We start from the raw sequence: 25,893 nt of genomic DNA, 5'->3' as shown, positions 1-25,893 counted from the left end.
GGCGTCGTCTCCTTGTTCGGTAACGTATCGGACCGCCGCAGACGGTCGTCAACTTCACTATACCTTATCGGAACGCCATGTTCCACTTGGTGAGGCTTTAGGCTATCGAGCCATCATATGCTAGCGCCTGCCCGCCTTCACGGACGTTCCGCGCGTTCTCGCCCAGTCGGCGATTCTCGCCGGGTCTCCGGCCCACAGCCGCTGCTTGCCCCACGAATTCGTCGCGGGTCTGCCCTCGCATTCCACCTTGATAACCGGGAACAGCCGGGTCGGCCGCTCCGCAGGCAAGCCCCGGATGAGCAGGTCGTCGCCTTGCCGTTCGAACGCAAGACGCTGGCCGGTCGTCAGCAGCGTGACGGTGCGCACGGGAGTCGTCAAATCCGCCAATCTCAGCTCCGGCTGACCGTCCCAGAACCGGATAATCAAATACAGGCAATTTCCCTTCATCGTCTGCCGGCCGCGGGTGACGAAGTCCGTCAAAGCACCGCCATCCGTACCGTATATCGCTTCCCCGTGCACCTCAAGCCATCTGCCTACCTCGAGCGCGCGCTCCACGAATTCGGGGGGAAGCTGTCCGTCTGGCTGCGGCCCCACGTTCAGCAGAAGATTGCCGCCTCCGCCGCTGCCGGTCTCCGCGCACTCGCACAGCAGATCGAGCCAATAATCGGCCGGCCGCCAACGCTCGCCGCTCGCGTATCCCCACAGCCGCCACGTCGTCACTTGGCACGATTCCCAGAGACGTTCCGGGTCGGCGACGATCCGATGCTCGGGCGTGCCGAAGTCCCCCATATCCGCTCTTTCCCCGGCTCCTTGTCCGCCGTCGGCATGATCCGTCCGCCCGGGGCCCGCCGCACCGAGCCGGTTATTGATCAGAATATGCGGCTGCAGCTCGCGCATCCTTCTTACCAGTTCGGAGCTGCCCAGCTCGGCATGGGTGCGGGGCCAAGCCCCGTCGAAGAAAAAGTGATCGATCCGCCCGTAGCTCGTCAACAGCTCCACTACCTGATCGTGCATGTACTGCCGCATTGTCTCCCATCCGTCCGGGTCTTTCTCCGGTCCGTCGAAAAAAGCCGGGACGCGCCAATCCGCCCATGAGTAATAGAAGCCGATGCGCAGCCCTTCCGCCCGGAAAGCGTCTGTGAACTCCTTCACATAATCGCGTCCGGGCGCTTGCCGTGCGCTGGAATAATCGGTGTACCGCGTATCCCACAAGCAGTAACCGTCGTGATGCCGGGTCGTGAAGCAGGCGTATTTCATCCCGGCCTTCCGTATGACGTACGCCCACTGCTCCGGATCGAACCGTCGCGGGTTCCAGCGGCACGCCCTCTCCTCGTAGACCCGTTGATCCATATGCTCCCTGAACAGCACCTGCTCGCCCCGGCCGTACTCGGCATAAGGCCCCCAATGGATAAACGCCCCGTATCGGCCTTCCGTAAACCACTCCCAGTAGTCCGGAACGGACCGTCTGTTCGAATTCATCCCCATGTTCCGCCTCTCGTCGCCTCAAATGCTCGGGGCGGCCGTAGACCGACCGCCCTGCCCTACCCTGTAAATTCGCTGAATTTGCGGTTATTCCGCAAGCAGTCCTCGCGGATATAAGCATCTTATTTTTTCTGCTCTTCCTGAATCGCCTTATTCGCCGTCTCCTGCGCCTCCCTGAGCGCGGTGTTGACATCTTTCTGCCCTTTGCCGACCGCTTGTATGGCTGCGCCGAAGAACGGCTTCTGCGAAACGGTTTCCAGCAGCGGATCCACGATCGGCAGCGGCGTAATTTTATTGTAAAATACCGACGATACGCGGATGTCCTCCATGCCGGCCAGCTCTTTGCCGAACTGCTCCTTGGCGCTTGGCAAGTTGATCGCCGGGGCGAAACCGATCCGGCTGTTCGCTGTCTCCACCTCGTCGGAAGTCAGAAACTTCAAAATTTCGAATGCTTCCTCCTTAAACTTGCTCGTCCCCGTCAATGTGAGCGATGCTCCCACGCTCGCGCTTCCTTGACCTTTCGCGTCAGGCCAAGTCGGCAGCGAGACGATGTTGAAGTTCAAGCCCTCCTTGCGAGCGTCGAGAAAAGGCTGGAAATATGCGGCCCACGGCAGCATCGCCACGTTTTTGTCTTTCATGAAGCCGCTTCGGTCCGCCCCTATCGCCTTATCGGCCGGGTAATTGCCGGGAAGCTGGTACGACTGCTGCAAAAATTCGAGAATCGTCTTCCACTTCGGATTCGTCGTAAAGCTGGCCTGGTTCGTCTTGGCGTCATAGGCGGAGATGCCGTACTCCTCCTGAAAATGGTTGTACAACCCTGGATCGAAGCCCCTGTATTGGATGCCGTCCATCCGGGTAAGCGTTTTACCCAGCTCGAGCGTTTCCGGCCAAGTCATGCCGTCCTTCGGATACGTGACGCCGAATTTGTCGAAGATGTCTTTGTTGTAAAACATCGCGGCCGGCCCGGATTGCCACGGAAGCGCATACATTTCGCCTTTGGCGCCTTGGTTTTTCACGTTCTCGAGCAGAGCCGCATCGAAGCGCAGCAGGTCGAATTTGTGCTTCTTGATCAGCTCGTTCAGATCGTATTCGATCCCGAGCTTCTTGATCGTCTGGACGGAAGCAGCGTTCGGAAGCCATATGAGATCGGGCACCGTTCCGGCCGTTATGAGCTCGGTCAGGCTGTCTTGGAGCGACTTTTTGCCGGGATCCATCAGCTCGACCGTCACGTTCGGGTATTTCTGCTTGATCCTGTTCCCGACCTCTTGATCGAAAATCGTTTTTCCCGGATTCGCCCAAAATCGGAGCGTAACAGGTTTGTTCATATCGACGATTTGCGCCTGCGCTTGCCCAGCCGCTCCTTCCTTAATCGCGCCTTTCGCGGCATCCCCTCCGCCGCCGCAGCCGGCCGTCGATACCGCAACCGCGATCATCGCCCCAATAGCACCCGATTTGTGGTATAGCGCTTTCATTCCGATTCCCCCTTCATATCGCCTTCTCTATAAAGGTAGCGCATCCGCGGCATGATTCAAACGGGCCAAAGCGACCTGCCATAGCACCATATCGACTTCCTCCTAGACATATCCCCGCCCCGACAAACGGTACCGGACCGGGGTAGTGCCCGTCATCTCCTTGAACAGCCGGACAAAGTAGTTGACATCACGAATACCGATTTTCTCGCCGATGTCGGCAAGCGGAAGATCGGTGCGGTGCAGCAGCGTTTTCGCCTCCTCGATGCGAAGGTGCTGGACATATTTGGCCGGCGTCATCCCCGTATATTTCTTGAAGCATCGCGTCATGTAGTCGTAATCGAAATGCAGCTCCCGCTCCATCCGCTCCGCGCGGAACGGCTCTCTCATCGTCCGTTTCAAAAATTCGATTGCCAGCTCGGAGATCGCGCGCGTCTGCGGGGCCAGCTGACGGCACATCGAATGCTGCAGGAGTGAGAAAATTTGAATGGTCAAAAAGTGGATTTCCAGCGAGTGCTCCAGCGTAAGCATCTGCTGCAGCTCGACCAGCCGCTCAAGCGGCGATTGGAACAGCTTGAAATCGACCGGAGCATGCTTAGGCAAAATCATTACGTGGATGGGAGGCGCAACGTCCTGGCTCGTCCCCGGCTGAAGCACCGTCTTCCACGGAATATCGCGGCTATCGACGATACGCGCGGGAGGGCTGTGGACAAAATGGAACCAAAACATTTCGGTCGGCTCTTCGGAAGCTTTGTGGCCGTAATGAACCAGACCCGGCTCAAGCACGAGCACTTCGCCGGACTTCGCTTCGTAAGGGATGCCGTCCTCGGTTATATACAGGTTTCCCGACTTAACGAAGACGACGTCGTATACGCCGAAGCTTCTCTCGAAATGCTTCGTCCCGGGCGGCCACAACGTATGACCGGCCATGACGAGCTGAGGCAGTACGGGAATGGTAAGCTCCAGACATTTCATCGCTGTCACCTCTGCCCTCATTATATTTCATAGGTACTACCCTAAACAAAAAAAAGGGTGCCCGACAACGTTCCCCGTCATCGGACAACCCTCTTTTAAATTGTGACTATAGTTAAATCAGTTCGGATTTTTGAAGCAGTCTTTGCACGATAACCGCTACCTCGGCTCTCGTAATGGAAGCTTTCGGAGCAAGCTCAGAGCCGCTTCTCCCCGATACGATGCCCGCCTGCAGGCAGTCGGCCAAACCGTTCTTCGCCCAGACGGATATGTCCGCCGCATCCAGGTACGAACGAAATGCCGCGTCTGCCGCTTGGACCGGAAGCTTCGCTTTCAGTCCGGTGATCGCCATCGCTTTGGCGATAATCGCCATTGCTTGTTCCCGGGTAATTGTGTCATTCGGACGGAATGTACCGTCTTCGAAGCCGTCGATCAGTTGATGCGAATATGCCGTTTTCACCGCGCTGGCGTACCAGTCGGCCGCCTTTACGTCCGCGAATGGCGCCGTTCCTTGCTCCAGCTTCAGTCCAAGCCCGCGTACGATAATCGCCGCAAACTCGGCGCGGGTAATGTCGCGGTCCGGATGGAACATCCCGTTCCCCGTACCTTCGATGACCATGCGCGAACCCATATCGTTGACGGCGCGTTTGGCCCAGTGGTCCGCCGCATCGCCGAATTCGAGCGGATGCCACACAACCGTGTAGGTGCTGTTGCTCAAGCTGTTGATTTTCGCGTAATACTTGCCGTCGATCACTACGATCTTGGTCGGTACATGGCGCACCGTTCCGTCCGGATCGACGATAACTCCCGTAGTAATATTGTTCGGATTGACTCCGTCAGGAATTGCAATAGTGCGTTCCACGTACGCGTTGAACCGTTCCACTTCGAATACGGTGTCCCCATATATCCCTTTAACGGTGAAATCGAGCGGCGGAACGACGATGGAGAACTTCCCTTTTTCCGCCGTATTCTCGACGACTTTTACGGTCCCGGCTGTCGGCGCGGCGATCTCTATCCGCACCTTGATATCTTGAAGCGCCACTGTTTTTCCAATTTGTTCCGAGATGGCGTTAATGTTGATTTGCGCCGCCGGTAGCTTATATGTCGCCGTATCGGTCTTGATTTCCAATACCGCCTGCTTGTCTTCCATGTTTTTGACCATCTGGCCGTTCAGTTCTCCGATCACGATGTCGGACTTGGCGTTCGCCGCAATCGTCACGACCGCATTCCGGCCTTCCAGTGCAAGCTTATCCTCCAGCTTTTTCTGATCGACGGTCAAGGTGGTGACCGTTTGGCCGTCCACTTTGGTTGTCGTTGCCGTTCCCGCATATTCCACTTTGCCGTTGACCAGTATTTCCACGCCAGTGTTGGAAGTCTCCGGGGCGTTCGAAGGCGTCGTAGAAGGCGCAGCAGGCTGGGATGGCGTACTGCCGCCGCCGTCATCGCTTCCACCACTGCCGCCGCCGCTGGATGGCGACGACGGGGTAACGGCGTTGGACTCGACGGAAGGCGCGCTGCTTCCAGCATTATTGATTGCTTTTACGGTAAATGTGTAGCTTATCCCGTTGGTCAAACCGGTAACGGTTATCGGGCTTGCGGTTCCCGATGCGGAAATATTGCCTTGCGCTGTCGTTACCACATACCCCGTTATCGAGCTTCCTCCGTTATTCGCCGGAGCGGTGAATGTTACGGTCGCCTGTCCGTTTCCGGCAACGGCTGCCACATTCGTCGGCGCCGATGGAACGGTTATCGGGATGGCGCTTACTGTATTCGAGGCCGCACTATCGATCCCGGCGTTGGTCGCCTTCACTACGAAGTAGTACGTCGTACCGTTAACGAGGCCCGTCGCATTGTAGCCGTAAACCGAGCCGCTGACGGTCGCTATTTCGGTTCCATAAGTTCCGGAGGTGACGCTTTGGTACACTTTATATCCGGTCGAACCGGCCACGGCATTCCAGACAAGCTGTACTCGAGCATCGCCGACCCCCGCAAGTTGCAAGATCGGAGCACCCGGCTCGCCAGCGGGGGCAGTCGGCGTTACGCTCGCCGATGGCGCCGATGGCACAGACGGGCCCACGCCGTTCGTAGCCACGACCGTAAACGTATACGCCGTGCCGTAAGTCAAACCGGTGACCGTGATCGGACTCCCGCTTCCCGACGCTGTCAAGCCTCCCGGATTGGAAGTTACCGTATAGCCCGTTATCGCGCTCCCTCCGTCACTCGATGGAGCCGTGAAGCTGATTGTCGCCTGGCCGCTGCCCGCGACTGCCGTTACCCCCGTCGGAGCGCCCGGCACGGTTGCAGCAGCAATCGGCGTTACGCTCGTCGATGGTGCCGACGGCACAGATTGGCCTACGCCATTCGTGGCGACAACCGTGAACGTATACGCCGTGCCGTTCGTCAAACCGGTCATCGTAATCGGACTGCCGCTTCCTGTCGCGGTCCTTCCTCCCGGGCTTGCGGTAACTGTATAACTCGTTATCGCGCTCCCACCGTCGCTCGCCGGGGCCGTGAAGCTGATCGTCGCCTGACCGTTGCCTGCGACTGCAGTTACTCCTGTTGGTGCGCTCGGTACGGTAGCCGCAGCGGTCGGCGTTACTGCAGCCGATGGCGCCGATGGCACCGAAGGACCTACGTCATTCGTGGCGACGACCGTGAACGTATACGCCGTGCCGTTCGTCAAGCCGGTGACCGTGATCGGGCTGCCGCTTCCCGTTGCTGTCAAGCCTCCTGGGCTAGAAGTTACTGTGTAACTCGTTATCGCGCTGCCTCCGTCGCTCCCCGGTGCCGTGAAGCTGACGGTCGCCTGGCCGTTGCCCGCAACTGCCGTTACTCCTGTCGGAGCTCCCGGTACGGTAGCCGAAGCGCTCGGCGTTACAGCGGCCGACGACGCCGACGGCAACGAAGGACCTACGCCATTCGTGGCGACGACCGTGAACGTATACGCCGTGCCATTCGTCAAACCGGTCATCGTGATCGGACTGCCGTTTCCTGTCGCAGTCCTTCCTCCCGGGCTTGCGGTGGCCGTGTAGCCCGTTATCGCGCTTCCTCCGTCGCTCGCCGGAGCCGTGAAGCTGATCGTGGCCTGGCCGTCTCCGGCTGCTGCCGTAACGCCGGTTGGCGCGTTCGGCTCGCCGACCGGCGTTACGCTCGCCGATGGCGCGGAAGACACCGACGGGCCCACGCCATTTGTGGCGACTACCGTGAACGTATACGCCGTGCCATTCGTCAAACCGGTCATCGTGATCGGACTGCCGCTTCCCGTTGCCGTCAAGCCTCCCGGGTTGGACGTTACCGTGTAACCCGTTATCGCGCTCCCTCCGTCATTCGCCGGAGCCGTGAAGCTGATCATCGCCTGGCCATTGCCCGCAGTTGCAGCCACCCCTGTCGGTGCGTTCGGCGCCGCAGCCGGCGTGACGCTCGCCGATGGCGCGGAAGGCGCCGAATTGCCGATCCGGTTCTTCGCGACAGCCGTGAACGTATAGGACGTGCCGTACGTTAAGCCGGTGACCGTGATCGGACTGCCGCTTCCCGTTGCCGTCAAGCCTCCCGGGTTGGACGTTACCGTGTAACCCGTTATCGCGCTTCCTCCGTCGTCCGCCGGCGGCGTAAAGCTGATCGTCGCTTGGCGGCCGCTCGTCGTTGCCGTTACGCCAGTCGGAGCACCTGGTTCGGCGGCCGGCGTTACACTCGCGGATGGCCCGGAAGGCGTCGAGTCCCCTTGCGCATTCGTCGCGACAACCGTGAACGTATATGCCGTCAAATTCGTCAACCCTGTGACCGTGATCGGACCTGCCGTTCCGGTTCCCGTCAGCCCGTCGGGGCTGGACGTTACCGTGTAGCCCGTAATCGGGCTTCCTCCGTCGTCCGCCGGCGGCGTAAAGCTGACCGTCGCCTTGCCGTTTCCGGCTGTAGCCGTTACCCCGGTCGGAGCGTCCGGCGCGGTAACCGTTATAACCAGCTTCTGAATACGTTGGTTATTTTTATCGGCTACATAAATAATACCGTTGCTGTCTACCGCTATTCCGGTTGGATTATTGAACCGGCCCAGATCGGTTCCTTCCTGTGTAGTGTTGCTCCATACTTTCCACGAATTTGTAGCCAATGTCAGCTTCTGGATCCGATTATTGGCGAGGTCGGCCACATAAACGTTCCCGCTGCCGTCTACCGCCACTCCGTTTGGGTTTCTAAACTCTCCCGGCCCGCTGCCCGGGCCGCCGCCGCTCTTTTTCCACTCGCTCCATACACCCGTGGATACCGTCAGCTTCTGGATGCGATTGTTCTCATAGTCGGCTACGTATACGTTCCCTTCGCCGTCAACTGCCACCCCCTTCGGACTATTAAATTCGCCGAGGGCGCTTCCCGAAGCGTTGCCGCTCTTGCCCCATGAACTCCATGTGCTGCTGCCCGCAGGCAACTTCTGAATCCGATGGTTGTCCGTATCGGCCACATACAGATTTAAGTTCTTGTCTACCGCCACGCCGTTCGGATTCTTAAACTGGCCCAAAGCTGTTCCCGCAGTAGTTCCATTGCCCCATGCGGCTAAGAAACCGACCGTCGGTGACAGCTTCTGAATCCGATGATTGCTCATATCCGCTACATACATATTCCCGTTCTTGTCCACCGCCACTGCGGCTGCATTTTTAAACTGGCCGTCGCCCGTTCCGAAGGTGCCGGCGCCATAGGAGCTCCATGTGCTGCCACCTGCCGGCAGCTTCTGAACACGGAAGTTGTTCCCGTCGGCCACATACAAATTGCCGCTGCTGTCTACCGCTACTCCGCTAGGTGTCTTGAACTCGCCCAAGGCGCTGCCCGAAACAGGGCCTTCATCCCCACCGAACACGACCGGCGCCGCACTGGTCAGCTTCAGAACGCGATGTTTTGCCATATCGGACACATATACGGTTCCGCTGCTGTCAACCGCCACCCCCGACGGACTATTGAATTCGCCCAAGCCGGTTCCCGCGACAGCCCCGTTTTGGCCCACAGCGCTCCAGGTATCCGCACTCACGCTCAGCTTCTGAACCCGATCGTTGCCGGTATCGGCCACGTATACATTACCGTCGCTGCCTACCGTCACTTTGCTTGGACTCTTAAACTCGCCCAAGGCTGTTCCGGATGCATCGCCGCTTTTGCCCCAGGTTTTCAATACAGCACCGGCGGGCGACAGCTTGAGGAGCCGATGTTTGCCGGTATCGAGCACATACACGTTCCCGGCTCCGTCTGCCGCTACACTGCTTGGGTAGCTCAACGACAGTCCGCTCATCACGACCCATGTATCGCTGCCCGCCGGAAGCTTCTGAATACGGTTGTTATCTCTATCAGCTACATACACATTGCCGCTGGCGTCCACAGCTATCCCGATGGGAATATTGAACTTGCCCACGCTGCTGCCGGATGACCCGCCCCACGCCCTCCACGTATTGGTTGCTATGTCCAGCTTCTGAATGCGGTTGGAAGTAACTTCCGCTACATAGATATTCCCGCTACTGTCCAGCGCCACATCGGCGGGACCATTCAGCTGTGTTAATATGGGTCCTTGTATGCTGCTCCATGTGCCGCTTGCCACATCCAGCTTCTGAATGCGATTGTTCCTCGAATCGGCCACATACACATTGCCGCTGCCGTCTACCGCCAATCCTTGCGGAAAATTAAATTTCCCCAAGTCCGAGCTTCCCACCGGCCCTATTTTGCCATATTGCGTCCATGTTTCCGCCGCGTGCGCCGGGACGGGAAGCGAACATGCATATACAATAAGCAGTACCAATCCAATGCCATACCATTTTCTTAAGGCATCGGAAAATCTCCTTCGATTCATAACTGAAGTCCTCCCACAATGAGTATTCATTTGCGACAGCAAACGCCAAAATCTCAACTCCTTCGACAACAATCAAGCCTATTATACAAATCCGCAATAAACAGAGAATAAACAAAAAAAGAACCCTGGAATCCCGGCAGATTCCAGAGCTCTTCATTTCCGGTTGCTTCTAATTCGTATAGTTCACAATAAAATCTTTAATGCGGGGATCGGGCTTCGTTCCCAGCTCTTGCTGGAGCAATTCCTCCAGCATCCGGTAATGCCGCAGCGCCTCATTTTTCCTCCCGAGCTCGATATAGAGCCGGATCACCTCATGATTGACATCTTCCCTTATCGCATCCAATTTCAAAATTTCGCAGTAGTAATGCAGCGATTTGTCCGGCTTGTTCCGGACGGAGTACATGCGGGCGGCGGCTTCCAGCAGCTCTATGTATTGGCGTTCGAGCTGACGCCTTCTTGCGCTTGCCCATTCGTAAGCTTTTCCTTTCAGCAGTTCCCCCGTATACAGCGATTGCGCTTGTTTGAGCAGTTCGGCGTTTTGTTCAGGCGCGGTTTTCATTTGCTTCAGCAGCCGTTCGAATTCGTACAAATCGCAATACATGCCGCTTTCTTCGATGCGGATTTCGGTTCGGTCCGCCGTGAGTATAGGTTCATTCTTCGTGTCGCTGAACGCTTTGCGGATATAGTAAAGCGTCGAGTTCAAATTTTTCCATGCTTTGTCCGGCTCGAGATCGCTCCACAACGTATCGACAATTTCTTCCCGGCTGACGGTTCCGTTGCAGACGAGAAAGGCGAACAATTCTTCGGTTTTGGGGCTTCGCATCTTGAGTGGTTCTTTACCGCGATCCCCCCCGTATATTTTCAAGCCGTTAAACAGGTAGACCGCCATCGATGGCCCGGCAGCCGGGCTCCGGCGCTTTCTTCCGAGCTTGTCCAACGCCCGGGACAGCCGCTCCGGAGTGACCGGCTTCATCAAATAATCCAGCGCGTCCATATCGAACGCCTGAACCGCATAATGATCATGGCCGGTTACGAAGACCACATCGATGGAAGCATCGAGGTCGAGCAGCAGTCCGGAAAGCCTCATCCCGTTAATTTCCGGCATGGAAATGTCCAGGAACGCGACGTCAATCGGATTCGCTTCCGCATACTGATAAGCTTCCGTCGGACTCATAAACGTACCGCAAATTTCGACCTCGCCGCTCTCCGCTAGCAGCCTCCTCAACCGTTTCACCGATAATTCTTCATCGTCCACGATAATGGCTCGCAGCATGCTCAACCTCCCTTCTGCCCTACCGATGGTACCGGAATGTCGAACGAAACTTTCGTGCCCTTTCCTTCCGCGGTTTCGATCCGTATGCTCCTTCCGTACAGAAGCTTGATTCGCCGGCTTATATTCCAAAGCCCAACGCCTGCGTTCTCCGCATTCGGCCGCAGCACTTCCCCGAGCTTCCGTTCGCTCATCCCGCATCCGTCGTCCTCTACGGCAATGCGAATTCCGGCATTGGGCACTTCCTTAACGGATATGATTACGTTTCCGCCCGATATATTAGACATCAAGCCGTGCTTTATGGCATTTTCCACCAAAGGCTGCACAATGAGAGGCGGAATCCGGGTATCGAGATCCGCATCCACATCGTACTCCACCCGCAATCTGGCGCCAAAACGCGCCTGTTCGATATGAACGTACGCTTGCACGAGCCCCAGTTCATTTTGCAACGTCGTCAATGAATCCAACTGCTTGAAATCGAAGCTGCTCCTCAAATATTGCGAAAGCTGAAGCGTCAATTCCTCCGCCCTCCGAGGCTCGTCTACGCAAAGCTCGGCAATGGAATTCAGCGCGTTGTACAAAAAATGAGGGTTGATCTGGGAGCGCAAAAAGGCGAATTCCGCGTCCTTGGCGGTTTTCACGGAAGCTTTCAGCCGAGTCAAGCTTTGGACGCGAGCCATCAGCTCCTCGGCTTCAAACGGTTTACCGACGAAGTCGTTCGCCCCGTTTTCCATCGACACCGCCATATCGTCCGCCCTGTTCTTGGCTGTCAGCATGAGCACGGGCAGTTCGAAGGAACTAAACCGCTCCCTGACCCGGTTCAGCACCTCATAGCCGGACATGTCGGGCATCATGATATCCAGTACGATCAGGAAGAAATCCGGTTTATAAGCCAGCTCATCCAGCGCCATTTGCCCGCGGTTCACGGCAACGACCGGATATCCTTCCAGCCTGAACAAATTGATCATCGTCTGCAGATTGGCGAAATCGTCATCTACTACCAGAATGGTCTCTTCTTTTTCGCCTGCGATATAGATAGGGTATTGCGGATAAACGATAGTTGCTTCGTTTGGCAGCTTCGGCTGCGGCCGTTCACTCTCATCCGCTTGTCCTTGGCTTATTCCCGCAGCGGGGGATAACGGCATCGTGAAGCTGAAAACCGAGCCTTGGCCGGGGCTCGAGTCCACCCGTATGCGTCCGCCGTGAAGCTCCACAAGCTTCTTCGTAATGCTTAGCCCGAGACCTGTCCCGATGCCATATTCCGTTCCTGACGCTGCCGCCTGCTCGAATGCATCAAAGACGCGCTCCCGCATTTGCTCCGTAATCCCGATGCCCGTATCCGCTACGCGAACTTCGACTTTGTCGCGGATTACCTCGGCGCTGACGCAAATCTCGCCATGTTCGGTGAACTTGACCGCATTGCCGATCAGATTGTGCAAAATTTGGATCAGGCGGTTGCCGTCCGCATCGATTTCCGGGATATGATCCGGTACTTTGTTGACGAGCGCGACCCGCTTGCCTCCGAGCAGAAACAGATGAATGTGGATCACCGAATCGACGACCGCTTTCAGATCGATACGGCTCCGATACAACGCGATATCGCCATGCTTCATTTTGGAATAATCGAGCAATTCGTTGACCAGATACGTCAATCTTCTTCCGCTTTCCATGACGATGGCGAGATTGTGTGCTTGTTTGTCGGTAACCGGCCCTTCTACCCCCCTTATAATCGTATCGGTAATGTTCACGATCGCATTCAGAGGCGTCTTCAGCTCATGGGACGTATCGGACAAAAAATCGTCCTTGATCTTGTCCAACCGGAGAAGCTGATTTTTCATCCGATCGACCGTATGATACGCCTCGAAAAAACGAAGGACGATCCGAAAGAGGATGATCAGATTGAAGGCGATCATGTAAAACTGCCCGAGCCACAAATTTTCTTTGAGCGAGAAGGAGAACAGGATCAAGTCTACCGAATACAGCGCAAAGCATAGAATCGCCAAGTACAGCAGGAAAGAGTTCAAACGTTCGTTCCCGGCACTCTTGATATGATGGAAGGCCGTTCGGAACAGCAGCCAAAAGATCATCGACTCGTATACGAGGATCACAAACGGCTCGACTTTCTGGTAAACCGGGATGGGCAGTACCGCCACCATCGCCACGTAGATGCCCAGTACGACGATTACGAATTGCGTATATCTCAAGGAAATCATATTTTTCTTCAAATGGTAGAAATAGAGGGCCAGAACGATTAGGCCGGCCATCGAACAGACGTCCTTTATTTTAAACATCAGCTCGAATGAAATTTCCGGTATATACATCAATAAAACCCGTTCGCCGACCAACCCGTTATAAATCGCGTAAAATATGCAAAACAAGGCGAACAACAGCAAGGAATAGTCTTTGTTGCGATACAAGGCGGCCGTCGCAAAGCAGATGACGTATATAAGCGCAAGGGTGGCGAGAATGGCGAAGGTGCCTAATTCATGCGCCTTGCTTTTCTGCTGGTACGCAATCATCGCGGATTGCTCCCCGAAATAGAGGGAGGCCGGGATGCCCGAATTGGCATAATCGAAATTGGCGACTTGAACAATAAGTTCCACATCGCCCTTGCCGGAAGGGAAAAAGCCGATTTGGGGGACGTTCCCCGCTCGATAGCCCGCTTCCTTGTCGGAAGGCTTGCCGTCGTCGAAAAGCTTATACCCGTTTGCATATACCGTACTCGCGAAACGGATATTCGTCTTTTTCACAGCAAATACCCCGTCGAAGGGTACGTTTCTCAGCACCATCCGGTAAGTGGCGACACCGTGGGCCGGCAAAACGTTGCCGTCGATTCTTTTGCCGTTCCACTGGGAAGGCACTTTTATGAAGGCGGAAGGAGAAAGCTTGTCCGCGCCTGTTTGCTTGAAACGGTCGGAAGTCAGCAGCCGGTCCCAATAAAACTCCCATTCTCCGTCGAGTTTGATTCTCTTATTCTGTTCATAGTTCCATTCGGATAAATCCATGACGCCGTTTCGCACTTGCAGATCATTCATCCGTTTATCGTTATTCCAGACGATGGATAGCGGAATAAACGAGATTGCAATCAAGCCGATCAAACATACGGCCAATACCCTTTGAAGCACGGCATCCCCCTCTTTATTCTCCATAAGCCTAGGCGGCATAGCATCGCGGTCGGTTTGCCCTTATTATATTTCATAGTCTTGCATATTGAAATATATAGGAAAAAGCGGACGAGCCACTTTAATGTACAGATGTACCTTATCCTAACGCCAAGCAGCCTCTTCCCCGCCAATAAGGTTCATCCGTACCTTATTTCTCCAGCGCTGGCCCGCCCTGCCCGCTTTTTCCACTTCCACACGCCAAATAAGGTACAGATGTACCTTATCCCGACGCCAAACGAAGTTCTCGACGCCGATAAGGTTCATTTGTACCTTATTACTCTTTTGCCGCCCAATTCAGACGCTCCCCGTCCGCGACAACATCGTGCCAAGCCGCTCCAACAACGCCTCCTCCGTCTCCAGTCCGGACCAGTACAGCCTTGCTTCCCGCTGAAACAATTGCAGCTCCTCTATGCTCAGCTTCAGGGTGCTATGCACAGCGAAGGTAGGAATGATCTCGCGGTACAGGTGAAACCGCGAAGGCCGGTACATCTTCTCGACGCCCGCCCATTCCGCAGCCGGCTTCAGGCTCGGAATGCTGAGCGTGCTTTGCCGGATCATAAGCTGAGAGCGGTAGGACATCAGGAAGTCCAGCAGCAGCTTGGCGCTGTCCTTTCGTTCGGATCGGCTGCTTACGGCCAAGCCGATGGCGAGCAGCAGCGTTCGGTTATCGCCGCCGTACGGCAGCGGAGCGATGTCGTACTTGACTTGCGTCTGATGCCGGTACGCGTTGAGACTGAAGTAGGTCGTCATGATCATCGATACTTTTCCGGCAAAAAACAGCTTCTCGGCATCCGCCTCGTGTTCGGACAATAGAAGCGGGAACCGGTTCTGCCTCGCGATCAATTGCTGGCAAATCCGCAGGGCGCCCTGCAGCTTGTCCCCTCTCAGGTCTATGCGGCCTTCCTCGTCACGGTGAAACGCCATGCCGCTCTGCAGCAAAAACACCGGCCACCGGTTGTACGACGGGAAGTGAAAGTAGAACCCGATCCGCTCGTTATCCGCATTCAGCTTGGACGAATACTCGAACAGGTCGTCCCAGCTCCAGCCGCTGTCCGGCTCCGGCACGTCTATTTTGCGCAGATGGACTCGGTTGTAGCAAAGGATCAAGGGCGAGAATACGAACGGCTGCGCCTTCAATTCCCCGTTGCAGCTCATCGATTTCGTCAAAAATTTATAAACATGAGGCTCAGGCGCAAGCGTCTCGAGCTCCTCCGCCTCGCCGTTCTCCACGAAATCGGCGAACCCGGGTGCGCTTATCGTAAGCAGATCGACGTCGCCGGCGCGAAGCAGCGGCTTCAAAGCCTGTACCGTATGGGAGGAGGGCAGCGGAACGAGCTCCACCCGGATGTCCGGGTGCCGCTCATGAAACTGCTCGATCAGCGTATCGAGAGCGGCTTGTTCAAGCAGCGACGTATAGTAGCCGAGCTTGATCGTCGTACGGGCTTCGGCTGCCTGACGGACGATTTTGTTGCCGACGCGCGGAATTTTCTCCACGAGCCGTTCGGATACGAGAATGTCGAGCCCCTGCCGCACCGATTTATTGCTCAACTGATAAGCCTTGGCGTAAGCTTTTTCCGAAGGCAGGAAATCTCCGTCCTTCAGCTTCCCCGTCCGAATTTCGTCGCGTATCGTACGCACCATGCTCTCCATCCGCTCGCGGAAATGTTTACGGCCCGACTGCTCCTCCATCTTACCCCACCACTTCATTTGATTTGTTACAAACAAAATACACGATGATCGCAGGAATGACAAGGGAATATCCCCGCACGCAGGTCCTTATTTGCTTTTGCTTTTCTCCAGGGCGATTTCCTGCTTCAGCCTCTCGTCCGCCTGCCGCAGCGCCGTATTCATATCCTCCTGATTGCTTGCCACCTTCTGGAACGCCTCGAAAATGATCGCCTCCTGCGTACGGCCGAGCACGTCGGTCAATTCCGGCTTCCGCTTCGGTGTCGGCGCTGTAGGCGGGTACGTATGAACCGCCTTCATATTTTTTTGGCTGTATACCGGATGGGACTGGCCGAGCGCTTTCTTGATGTCCGAATTGAGGAGTGTAGTCGGAATGCCGTTCTTCGAATCGGCCAGTTGCACTTCGTCCGCCAGCATTTCCGCAATGACCTGGAACGCCTCCTCCTTGTGCTCGCTCTGCCGCGTGATCGCCCAGTAGGCGGGGCCCCGCTGCCCCATCAGCTTGGGTGCGCCTTCGAGTGTCGGGTAAGACACGATATCCCAGTTGATTTCCGGCGGGATCGTCAAGTAAATGTTGTGCTGGTTGCCCATCATCGCCACTTTTCCTTTGCCGAAGGCGTTGATTTCGTCGGTTGCGTTTTTCTCCATCGTGTTGTTCGGAATGTCATAGAACCGCTTCAAATTCGTGAACATCACTTTCCACTTCTCCGGATCGGCCAACCGGTCCTCCGCAGGATCGAGAATCGGCAGCGAGTACGGATTGTCGCGAAGCATCCCCGTTACGCTGGCGCTGAACCCGCGGTATTGCTGGCCGCCTTCATTGCGGGTCATTTTTTTGGCGAGCTCGTAAATGTCGTCCCAGCTCATGCCGTCTTTCGGATACGGCACGCCGAACTGGTCGAACAACGTTTTGTTGTAATACAGCACGAGCGGAAAATACGGCGGAACCGGCAGCCCGTATAGCTCGCCCGTACGTCCCGCAGCCACCATTTCCTGAATGAACACGGGATCGAACCGTTTCAAATCGTACTTGCTTGTTTTCACAAGCGAATCCAAACCGTACGAGAGCCCCAGATCCAAATATTTGGCCTTCATCCCGGGAACGTCGATACGCATAATATCCGGAATTTTTTTCTGCGCCACGAGATCGTTGATCGTAGCGCCCGTGCCCGACATTTGGTATTGAAACGTAATATGGGGGAACTTCTTCTCCAGCCGCTCCCTGAATCTGGCGTTAAATTCTTCCGGCCTAACCCCTTCGGTAAAAATCGTCAGCGTATACGGCTCCTTCTTCGGTTCGGCCGGCTTCGTTTCCGCCTTCTCCGCCGCCGGGCCGCTGGGCGTTTCGTTGCCGCCGCACGCCGTAAGTACAAGCCCGAGCAAACAAATGGGCGCCGCCGCGAATAAGCTTTTCTTGATCATAGGAAGACCCTCCCGCTTCTATATAATTGATCGAACCGGCTCAAGCCAGCATACCAAGCCGCTCCAGCTGAACCGTCCCTTGCAGGGGACGCCCTTCAGAGAACGCTTCCAATTCGTTTACCGTAAATTCCCCCAAGCTTCGCAAGCCGTTCGTCACCACCCCGGCGACATGCGGGATCAACGTTACGTTCGGCAAGCTGCGAAACGGATGGTCGAGGGCGGTCGGCTCCGGATTCGTCACATCCAGACATGCCCACAGCCGTCCTTTGCTCAGCTCCGCGACCAAAGCTTCTTCGTCGATAAGCGACCCGCGGGACGTATTGATCAAGATCGCGTCGTCCTTCATCTGCTTCAAGAGCGGAGCATTGATCATTTTGTCCGTAGCCGGAATCGCCGGAGCATGGACGGATACGACGTCGGACTCGCGCATCAGCTGCGCAAGCGTCGTCTTGACCGCCCCCATCTCCCGGATCTGCTCGTCAGTCAGTCCCGGATCGCAGACAAGAAGACGAACGCGGAAATGACGCAGCAGCTCCAAATAGTGTCTGCCCGATTGGCCTGCGCCGATGACGCCTACCGTAATATCGTACATTTCCTTCACCCGGTGCCGGTTCCGGCCGAATTCGCCTTCGCGGGAATCCCGGGCAAGCTGCCAAATGTTTTTCAGCGAAACAATCGTCAGACCGAGCGCCGTCTCCGCAACTCTTCTGCCGAGCTCGGTGTTCGCGCTGCTTACTTGAATGCCCCTGTCGATTACATCGGAGGTCACGATCCGCTTCACCGTCCCGGCCGCGTGCATAATAAGCCGCAAGCCAGGCGCCTGCTCCAATATCGCCGCGCTTAGCGGCGGACATCCCCACGAGGTGACGGCGATGTCGGCATCCTTGATCAGCTCCGCGCTACGTTCCGGAGTAAGCGCTCCCGGTTCTGTCACCGTCACGACGCTGCCTAGCCGGGCAAGCCGTTCCCTATGTGTCGCATCAAAAATCGAGTCCAAATTTTCCCGGTCCATCAGTAACGCTATTTTTCTCTCCACGGTTTCCCCTCCGCAATGCTTCACTTCGTAAAAGGCGCTCTTATGCTTCAATCGTGCCGAATGCTTTCCATGTTCCGGGCGATCCCGCCGCCGTACATACCCAACCGATGCTGCCTCCAGGCGCGGGCGCTGTATGATACATCAAATCTCCCCGCGCATACGTTCCGGTCGTCGGCGCGGCGGCACCATACTTAGCGGCTCCGTTCCAGCTGTTCCCGGCTTCTTGAAGCGTCGTAACGCCCGCCCCCGTATACGTGACCGCTCCGCTTGCGACAGGGCCGCTCACGACATTGTTCTTGATGCTCGCCGTCTCCACCGCGGACGTTCCTCCGATACGGAACGCTCTCTGCGTACCGTTGACGCTGACTACGTTTTTCACGATATTGCCGTGGAGAAGCAGCTCGCCGATATTTTCGGCGGCGATCCCTTGACTCGAGGGCGAGTCGAGCATGTTGCCTTCAATCGATAAGCATAAGCTCTTCTGCGCTCCGACGTATCCGATCCCCGTGCTTCCGGAAGCCCGGATCAGGTTGCCGGCGATTTTGCCGTTTCCTTCGCACAGCGTATACGTAATGCCGCTTCCGCCGGTATCGGAAATCATATTGTTCGCGATCGTGAAATGCTTGACGTTCCCTATATAAATTCCGATATCGGCGGCGGTGTCGATAATATTGCCCGACACTTCCACGAACGACGGCTTATTGTCCGCCGTCCCGGTAATCTCGATCCCTCTGAAGCCGCTGCCTTTGACGATGTTGTCGGCGATCACGTATCGTCCCGCAACCGGTCCGACTGTGGCCGGCACGAGACTGATTCCGGAACCGCTCGCCAGAATGTGCTGGGTAACTCCATGGATCACGTTGCCGGAGATGATCATGTTGTCGGCGTTCACCTTGCCCCGGATAGGCACTACATGACTGTTCTCCAGCCGATTGCCGGTCACGACGACATTGCGGGACCAAATATACATATCGATTGCGCCGATGCCGCTGCCGTTCGTAAAACGTCCATATCCGCTTATGTAATTGTCGGTAATGGAAAGCTTCGAATATTCCGCCGACGATACGTTCGTTCCGGCGATCGAGATGGCCGGAATGCCTTCTCCCGATGCCGAAGGAATATGCTCGAAGTGACATCCGTCGATCGCAGCCGTGGCCGCGTCGGCAATATAGATCGTGAATGTGTTGTAGGCCGGATTCGATCTGCTTTCCGAGCCGTTCGTGAACCGGCAGCGGATGACGCGAAGCATCTCCCTGTTCGCTTCCGTCCTGTCGCCGAGAAAACGAATCGCCCCTTCGCACGTATTCGTCATATGGACGCGTTCGACATGCAGAATGGCCGGATGCGACACGCCGTTGCCGGCTGCGGTGCAGTTTAGCGCAAACTTGCCTTGTCCGTACGTTTGATTGCCGCTGTTCTGGTCGATCGTCATGTCGAAGAAGGAAACCTGCGTCCCGCTCCCGCTAACCTGAATAAAATTCCGGTTCGACAGCGCTTTCTGCCTGATAACCGATTCCGGACCTTCCCCGCAGCATTCGATCGAGGCCGAGATCGCAATCGAGGACGCCACATATTCGCCTTTCGGGAAAAACAATCTTTTGCCGCTTAGAGCATGGACCGCAGCCTGGATTGAAGCTCCGTCGTCCGAAACGCCGTTGCCGGTTGCTCCGAATTGCTTGACGGAAACGATGCCCGCCTCGGACAATTTCCATCGCCCGCCGTCAGCAGCTGCGATAACGGTTCCTCCGTTGTCTGGAGTTGTCGTGTCCGCAGCATCCAAGGCGTAGAAGCCGCCGCCTCCGTCCCCTGGCGCGTAATATCCCGCCACAGTAACCCCGATCGTTTTCGTACGGTCGATCTCTCGCAAAGCCTGTATCGAAGCTGCCACAATTCCCTTCTTCGAGCCTTCGCCGCTTTCCCCGCCGTATACCGCTTGAACCACCCCGCTTCCACCCCCGACGCCTTGGAGCGCATTGTACAGAAACGCTCCGCTTCCTGCCGTTCCGATTGCCGCAAGCAATTTCCTCCGGTTGATGTGCCGTTCGTCGTTCATCGCTTCGCCCTCCGTAATCGTATTGAAAAGGGAACCTGCAACCCATTGGCGCGCAAACCATTCAACAGGCAAGCATCTTGACGCTTAGTATTGGTTTATAATTTATTATAATTTACTGGTTTACATTAATTCCCTTTTCAACTTAAATATTAGGGTCATAACTCGATTTTGTCAATTGAATATTAGGATTTAGTTTCTATATCGTGAATTTCAATAGAGAAAATACAATTTGTGATTTATATTTTTATTATTGTTTTTATAAACCAATGAGTTTATATAAAAATCCCGATCCACCCTAAGGCAGATCGGGATGATCTACAGCTATATGGACTCGTTAACAGCCGTCAATGAACGATTTTCCCATCCAAAATATGAATAATGCGCTGCGCCTGCTGCGCGACCGACAAATCGTGGGTGATGAGGACGATCGTCCGGCCTTCGCCGTTCAGCCGCTTCAGCAAATTTAATATTTCGATGCCGGTATTCGTATCCAGCGAGCCGGTCGGCTCATCGGCCAATAGAATCGGCGGATCGCCCGCCAGCGCTCTCGCGATGGCCACGCGCTGCTGCTGTCCGCCCGACAGCTGCGCGGGCCGGTGCTTTTTCCGGTTCAGCAGGTCGACCGCAGCCAAAGCTTTGTCCGCCAAAGCTTCTCTTTCCTTTCTCCTGATCCCCCGGTAGATGAGCGGCAGCTCCACGTTCTCGTAAGCGCTTAATCGCGGCAGCAGATTGAAGCTTTGAAAGACGAAACCGATTTTCCGGTTGCGGATTTCCGCCAGCTCGTTTTCACGCGTGCTCCGAATCTCTTGACCGTCCAAGGCGTATACCCCGATGTCCGAGACGTCCAGACAGCCGAGCACATTCATGAGCGTCGATTTCCCCGAGCCGGACGGCCCCATGATCGCCACGAATTCCCCTTGCTCGATATCGAGCGAAACATCGTCCAGCGCTTTAACGGCTTCGCCGCCCACCGAATACAGCTTGCCGACGCTTTCCATATGGATCAAGCTCATCGCGATCCCCCCCGTACAGCATATTCGCGGCTGCTCGTCTTGTTCACCGCAGGGTACAGCGCGAAACGCAGTCTAGATCGGATATTGCCGCGCCTTCATGTAATGAGCTCCCCGCTCCTCAAATAGTTGCCGCCCTTCCGTGCGAGTCCGATTCCGAGTCCGATAGGACCCGATCCCGCCGCGACGCAATGTGACAACCGATGGTGCGAAACAGGCTTTGCGGGGACGGGTTCGGGTTGTGCTTTCTCCCGTTTCGTTTGGTATGATGAAGCCGGAGGTAGCTGCTATATGGAATATATTGCGACTGACGAGTGGGACGAGACGCTTTGGCGGGAAGCCGAGCGCATTTACAATAAGGCATTTCCGGAGCATGGCCGAAAAAGCGCCGAGATCATCCGACGAATGTTCGACAAGGGCATGTGCACCTTGCACACGGCCGCCGATCGGCGCGAAATGGTCGCCATGGCACTAACCGGAATAGACAAACAAGCCGAAGCGCTGCTGATCGATTATATCGCCGTCAAGGAAGAGGCCAGAGGCAAAGGCTATGGCCGTACGTTCCTTTCGCATATCCGCGATTGGGCAGAGACCGAGGCGCACTGCCGGGGCATCATCGTCGAGGTCGAAGCCGAGCCGTCCGAGGCCAACAGACGCCGGATCCGTTTCTGGGAGCGGTGCGGGTTCCGCCTTACCGACTACGTGCATCACTACATATGGGTTCCCGAGCCGTACCGGGCCATGTATTTGAACTTCCATGCGGACAATCCTTTGCCGGGTGACGGTGAAGCTTTGTTTCGCAGCATTACCCGTTTTCACCGAAAAGCTTACCGGAAGCCGTAACGCCGGTAACGTTCGGGAATGACCGTTCGACCGTGCACTCGACTACTAAAACGGCAAAATCATGCATATAACATCAAAATGTCAGGTTCATATCATGGAAAAACAGCATATAACGGAATAAACTGAAATCAATCTACCACACAAATACGGCACTTCGGGGAGGAATAGCCGATGTTTGCAGAAGAACGGCGTACGCTGATGCTCGAGCTGCTCGCGCAGGACGGGCGGATCGAGGTCAAGGATATGGCGCAGCGCTTCGGCGTATCGCTCGATTCGATACGGAGGGATTTGGCCGTCATGGAGGAGCAAGGGCTGCTTATCAAGACGCATGGCGGGGCGGTCCCCCATCAGCAGGTACGCCAAGGGCCCCAGCCGCCCGAGCTGCGATACGGCCGGCCTCGAAGCCACGAGGACGCCATCGCGGTACGTGCCGCTGCCTGCCTGAAAGCGAACGATACGGTTTATATCGGAGGAGCCGGCATCCAATACGGAGTGCTGCAACGCATTCCGGATCATTTGCCGCTGACAATCGTGACGAACTCGATCAAGATCGCGGAGACGGCCCAGCAGCGGAAAGAATGCGACGTCATTCTGATCGGCGGCAAAGTCAGGCAATCGGGCACGATTGCCGATCCGATCTCTGCGGAATGGATCAAGCAGTTTGCGATCGATATCGGCTTTTTTACCGGCGGCGGCATTACCGAACGGGGGATCAGTACCGGCACGTCCGAGACGGCCCTATTCATCCGTTCCGCCTTCGAAGCTTGCCGCTCCAGAATCGTGCTGGCCCCGCACCAGAAAGTCGGCCGCGATGCTTTCATGCTGGCCGTGCCTATCGAGCGCGCCCATTTGCTCATTACCGATTCTGAGGCGGACCCGGAAGTGCTTGACCTTATAAGAGCACGCGGAGTCAAGATCGAGACGGTGGACGCGTCGGGCTAGAATAAGCCCATCCCAAGAAGAAAGGTTGGATCACATGCCGCACCCGTTCGACTGTATCACCGAATTCATCTTTGCCGAAACGCCGATTGAGCCCGCCGATATCATTCTCGTACCGGGAGGCAGCGTACCGGAGCTGATGGAGCATGCCTCCGCTCTGTACCATCAAGGGCTGGCGCCTTACATCCTCCCTTCCGGCGGAGCAAATGCGAAGCTGGAAACGACGGAATGGGAGTTTCTTCGGCGCATCGGCATCGGGCTGGGCGTTCCGGAGCAAGCGATTCTTCTCGAAGACCGGGCGAGGCATACGTTTCAAAACGCGGAATTTTCCTGGCAGACGCTCTGGCACAACGGGATTCGCCCGAACAAAGTAATCCTGTCCTGCAAAGCGTTCCATGCCCGCCGCGCTCTGCTGACGTATCAAACGGTATTTCCGCCCGACGTGAAGTTTCTCGTCTCGCCCGTCGTCGACAAGCGGAACATATCCAAAGAAACGTGGTTCCAAGACAGCAAGGGTATCGAGCTGGTCATGAGGGAAGTCGAGAAAATCGGCACTTATTTCAACCGGCACATCGCGAACTGGGCAGCCGTTGTTTGAACATAAGGCGGTACCGCGCAAGCGTGCGGCCCCCCGTCCCTTTCGGGCGGGGGGCCAGAAACCGTCCCGTCCCGAGTCTAGCGATACTCGACGTATGACTTCGCGCCGGCCCGCTTCAACGACTCGAACGACTCGGCCGGATATGCAAGCTCCCCCCGTTCCATCGCCGCCTTGCGTATCGCAAAGCTATGCTGCCCCGGATAACCGTCGAATCGCCGCAAATAGCTCCGAGCCCGCTCCACCATGCCGGCGGCGCCGAACAGCTTCGGCGAGAAAGCCATCAGGACGGCGCCTTCCCCCCATGGCTTGCCGGGCGCATCTCCGAAAAAACCACCGGTCAAAGCGCCCGCGATCATTTCCATGCCCATCGCCATGCCCAGCCCTTTCATGCCGCCCAGCGGAGCGAACGATCCGTTAGATCGGTCCTCCGACAATATCCCGTACAATATGTCCGCATCCCGCGCCGGAATCCCCTGCTTGTCCAGCACGATACCCGGAGCAAGCTCCCCCTCGCGGTCCGCCTGCTCCTTTAAGCTGACGAAAGAATGGCGGCTGTAAGCGCCGAACGAGCCGTCGAACAGAAACGCCTTTCCGCCTGTAATCCTTATAAGCTCCCCCTCACGAATATTTACAAAATGTTTAATGTAGTATTGTAGACAATACTACATTATCGCTTTATACTAAACATATGCCACACAGCACACCATTATTAGCATTGGGGGAATTTGCGTATGTCGGGTAAGATGAAGATGCTCAGCGTTATGTTATTGGCCGCCATGACCGCCGCTTGCAGCGGACAGGGAACGACGGGAAACAGCGGAGCGAAGGCCTCGGACGACTTGCAGGCGAAACCGCCGGAAGTGACGAAAGAACCTGTGGAATTAACATTTTACTACATGTATGCGGATTCAAATTATGATGAATTTATGAAGGAACAAGGCAGTCAAATCCAGAAGAAGTATCCGAACTTCAAATTCAAATTCGTACAGAACACGAAAGGAACGACGCCGGAAGATATCGTAGCTTCCAAAATGGATGTCGACGTCTTCATCGCCATCAACTCCAGCATGATGACGATCAAAGATTTGAAGCTCGACAGCGATATTTCCGACCTCGTGACGAAGCACAAGTTCGACTTGAACCGGCTGGATCCGACTGCCTTGAGCGTATTGCGCGGCATCGGCGACGGGAAGCTGCCGGGACTGCCGTTCAAGACGAACGCGCTCGGCTTGTTCTACAACAAGGACCTGTTCGACAAGTTCGGCGTTCCTTATCCGAAGGACGGCTGGACGTGGGATGACGCGTACGAAACCGCCAAGAAGCTGACGCGCAACGAAGGCGGCGTGCAGTACCGCGGATTCGGCATTCGTCCGCTCGGCAATACGATGCTTTTGAACCAGCATTCGATCAACATGATCCAGAAAGATACGTTCAAGGCGACGATCAACAACGATCAATGGAAGCAATATTTATCGAAGCTGATCCCGATGTTCCAAATTCCCGGCTACGATCCTACAGCCGCCAACATGGCCGACGCGAAGCAGGCCGACATGTTCTTCAAGGAGCAGACGACGGCGATGCTCGTCTCGATGAACTCGGACTTCCCGAAAGCCCACCAAAATTTGAACATCAACTGGGACGCCGCCACCTTCCCCGTCTTCAAGGAGAAACCCGGCGTAGGCTCCGGACCGGACATCGTCTATTACGCCCTATCGGCGACGAGCAAGCATCGGGACGAAGCGTTCCTCGCGATGGCCGAAATGTTGTCGGACGATGTGCAAATGGCGCGAAGCAAGATCGGCAATCCGACGGTTCTGAAAAGCCAGTCGATCCGCGACGCGTTCGGCACAGAAAACCCCGACCTGAAGGGCAAAAACGTCAAAGCGCTCATTCCGCCGAAGTACGCCGAACCTACCGTCTACACGAAACATAACACGAAGGTGGTCGTACCGCTTGTCGGGGCGTACCGGAGCGTTATTCTCGGACAGAAAGACTTGAACACCGCGCTCCGCGAAGCCGAAGAGAAAGCGAACAAAGACATCGAGGCGGCAATCGGCGCGGCAGCCCAAAAATAAATCATCCCCGCGCATGCAGCGGGTGGAAGACCGGAAGCTTATACAGCTTTCGGTCT

Annotated in this window: 16 protein-coding genes; 4 read left to right on the top strand and 12 right to left on the bottom strand. The window is 56.1% G+C overall.

All coding sequences use genetic code 11. The features are described from left to right. Nucleotides 1-120: 120 nt before the first annotated feature. The 11 genes from FE783_RS21695 to FE783_RS21620 all read right to left on the bottom strand — a co-directional run bounded on the left by FE783_RS21695 (nucleotide 121) and on the right by FE783_RS21620 (nucleotide 21,385). Nucleotides 121-1,479 carry an alpha-L-fucosidase gene (locus tag FE783_RS21695; RefSeq protein WP_138881487.1) on the bottom strand — a complete coding sequence of 453 codons (1,359 nt, stop codon included), beginning with the start codon at nucleotides 1,477-1,479 and terminating at the stop codon, nucleotides 121-123. Between the two features lie 125 nt (nucleotides 1,480-1,604). Further along, nucleotides 1,605-2,954 (bottom strand): ABC transporter substrate-binding protein, encoded by a 1,350-nt coding sequence (locus FE783_RS21690; protein WP_138881486.1) that lies wholly within the window; start codon nucleotides 2,952-2,954, stop codon nucleotides 1,605-1,607. A 102-nt stretch (nucleotides 2,955-3,056) separates the two neighbouring features. Next, entirely contained in the window at nucleotides 3,057-3,926 is an 870-nt protein-coding gene (locus tag FE783_RS21685) for a helix-turn-helix domain-containing protein (protein ID WP_238403198.1), read from the bottom strand. A 112-nt stretch (nucleotides 3,927-4,038) separates the two neighbouring features. After that, complete coding sequence (locus FE783_RS38370; protein WP_238403187.1) at nucleotides 4,039-9,588, bottom strand: fibronectin type III domain-containing protein; 5,550 nt, start codon at nucleotides 9,586-9,588, stop codon at nucleotides 4,039-4,041. 322 nt (nucleotides 9,589-9,910) lie between these two features. Beyond that, nucleotides 9,911-11,014 (bottom strand): response regulator, encoded by a 1,104-nt coding sequence (locus FE783_RS21650; RefSeq protein ID WP_138881484.1) that lies wholly within the window; start codon nucleotides 11,012-11,014, stop codon nucleotides 9,911-9,913. A 2-nt stretch (nucleotides 11,015-11,016) separates the two neighbouring features. Next, on the bottom strand, nucleotides 11,017-14,136 hold the full coding sequence (locus FE783_RS21645; protein WP_158301961.1) for an ATP-binding protein: 3,120 nt from the start codon (nucleotides 14,134-14,136) through the stop codon (nucleotides 11,017-11,019). 333 nt (nucleotides 14,137-14,469) lie between these two features. After that, the gene (locus tag FE783_RS21640; RefSeq protein ID WP_158301960.1) at nucleotides 14,470-15,864 is read right to left on the bottom strand and encodes an extracellular solute-binding protein; all 1,395 of its coding nucleotides are present in this window, start codon (nucleotides 15,862-15,864) and stop codon (nucleotides 14,470-14,472) included. An 87-nt stretch (nucleotides 15,865-15,951) separates the two neighbouring features. Then, a complete protein-coding gene (locus FE783_RS21635) occupies nucleotides 15,952-17,283 on the bottom strand; it encodes an ABC transporter substrate-binding protein (protein WP_138881481.1) in 1,332 nt (443 codons plus the stop codon). Between the two features lie 40 nt (nucleotides 17,284-17,323). Continuing rightward, a complete protein-coding gene (locus FE783_RS21630; protein WP_138881480.1) occupies nucleotides 17,324-18,319 on the bottom strand; it encodes a hydroxyacid dehydrogenase in 996 nt (331 codons plus the stop codon). A 40-nt stretch (nucleotides 18,320-18,359) separates the two neighbouring features. After that, the gene (locus tag FE783_RS21625) at nucleotides 18,360-20,372 is read right to left on the bottom strand and encodes a right-handed parallel beta-helix repeat-containing protein (protein WP_138881479.1); all 2,013 of its coding nucleotides are present in this window, start codon (nucleotides 20,370-20,372) and stop codon (nucleotides 18,360-18,362) included. Between the two features lie 344 nt (nucleotides 20,373-20,716). Further along, entirely contained in the window at nucleotides 20,717-21,385 is a 669-nt protein-coding gene (locus tag FE783_RS21620; RefSeq protein ID WP_138881478.1) for an ABC transporter ATP-binding protein, read from the bottom strand. Between the two features lie 288 nt (nucleotides 21,386-21,673). Here FE783_RS21620 and FE783_RS21615 point away from each other — a divergent pair, with 288 nt between their 5' ends. From FE783_RS21615 to FE783_RS21605, 3 genes are all read left to right on the top strand, one after another. Next, nucleotides 21,674-22,225 (top strand): GNAT family N-acetyltransferase, encoded by a 552-nt coding sequence (locus FE783_RS21615; RefSeq protein ID WP_138881477.1) that lies wholly within the window; start codon nucleotides 21,674-21,676, stop codon nucleotides 22,223-22,225. A 171-nt stretch (nucleotides 22,226-22,396) separates the two neighbouring features. Next, complete coding sequence (locus FE783_RS21610) at nucleotides 22,397-23,167, top strand: DeoR/GlpR family DNA-binding transcription regulator (RefSeq protein ID WP_138881476.1); 771 nt, start codon at nucleotides 22,397-22,399, stop codon at nucleotides 23,165-23,167. A gap of 34 nt (nucleotides 23,168-23,201) precedes the next feature. Continuing rightward, on the top strand, nucleotides 23,202-23,762 hold the full coding sequence (locus FE783_RS21605) for a YdcF family protein (RefSeq protein WP_138881475.1): 561 nt from the start codon (nucleotides 23,202-23,204) through the stop codon (nucleotides 23,760-23,762). 77 nt (nucleotides 23,763-23,839) lie between these two features. On the opposite strand, the gene FE783_RS21600 is transcribed toward FE783_RS21605, so the two are convergent. After that, entirely contained in the window at nucleotides 23,840-24,343 is a 504-nt protein-coding gene (locus tag FE783_RS21600; RefSeq protein ID WP_238403197.1) for an Ldh family oxidoreductase, read from the bottom strand. 150 nt (nucleotides 24,344-24,493) lie between these two features. Here FE783_RS21600 and FE783_RS21595 point away from each other — a divergent pair, with 150 nt between their 5' ends. After that, on the top strand, nucleotides 24,494-25,837 hold the full coding sequence (locus tag FE783_RS21595; RefSeq protein WP_138881473.1) for an ABC transporter substrate-binding protein: 1,344 nt from the start codon (nucleotides 24,494-24,496) through the stop codon (nucleotides 25,835-25,837). Nucleotides 25,838-25,893: the final 56 nt, after the last annotated feature.

This window comes from Paenibacillus mesophilus (assembly GCF_005938385.1).
Classification (GTDB): Bacteria; Bacillota; Bacilli; order Paenibacillales; family NBRC-103111; genus Paenibacillus_AB; species Paenibacillus_AB mesophilus.
The sequence above is the reverse complement of the archived record's forward strand: the minus strand, read 5'-3'. Positions and strand labels throughout refer to the sequence as shown.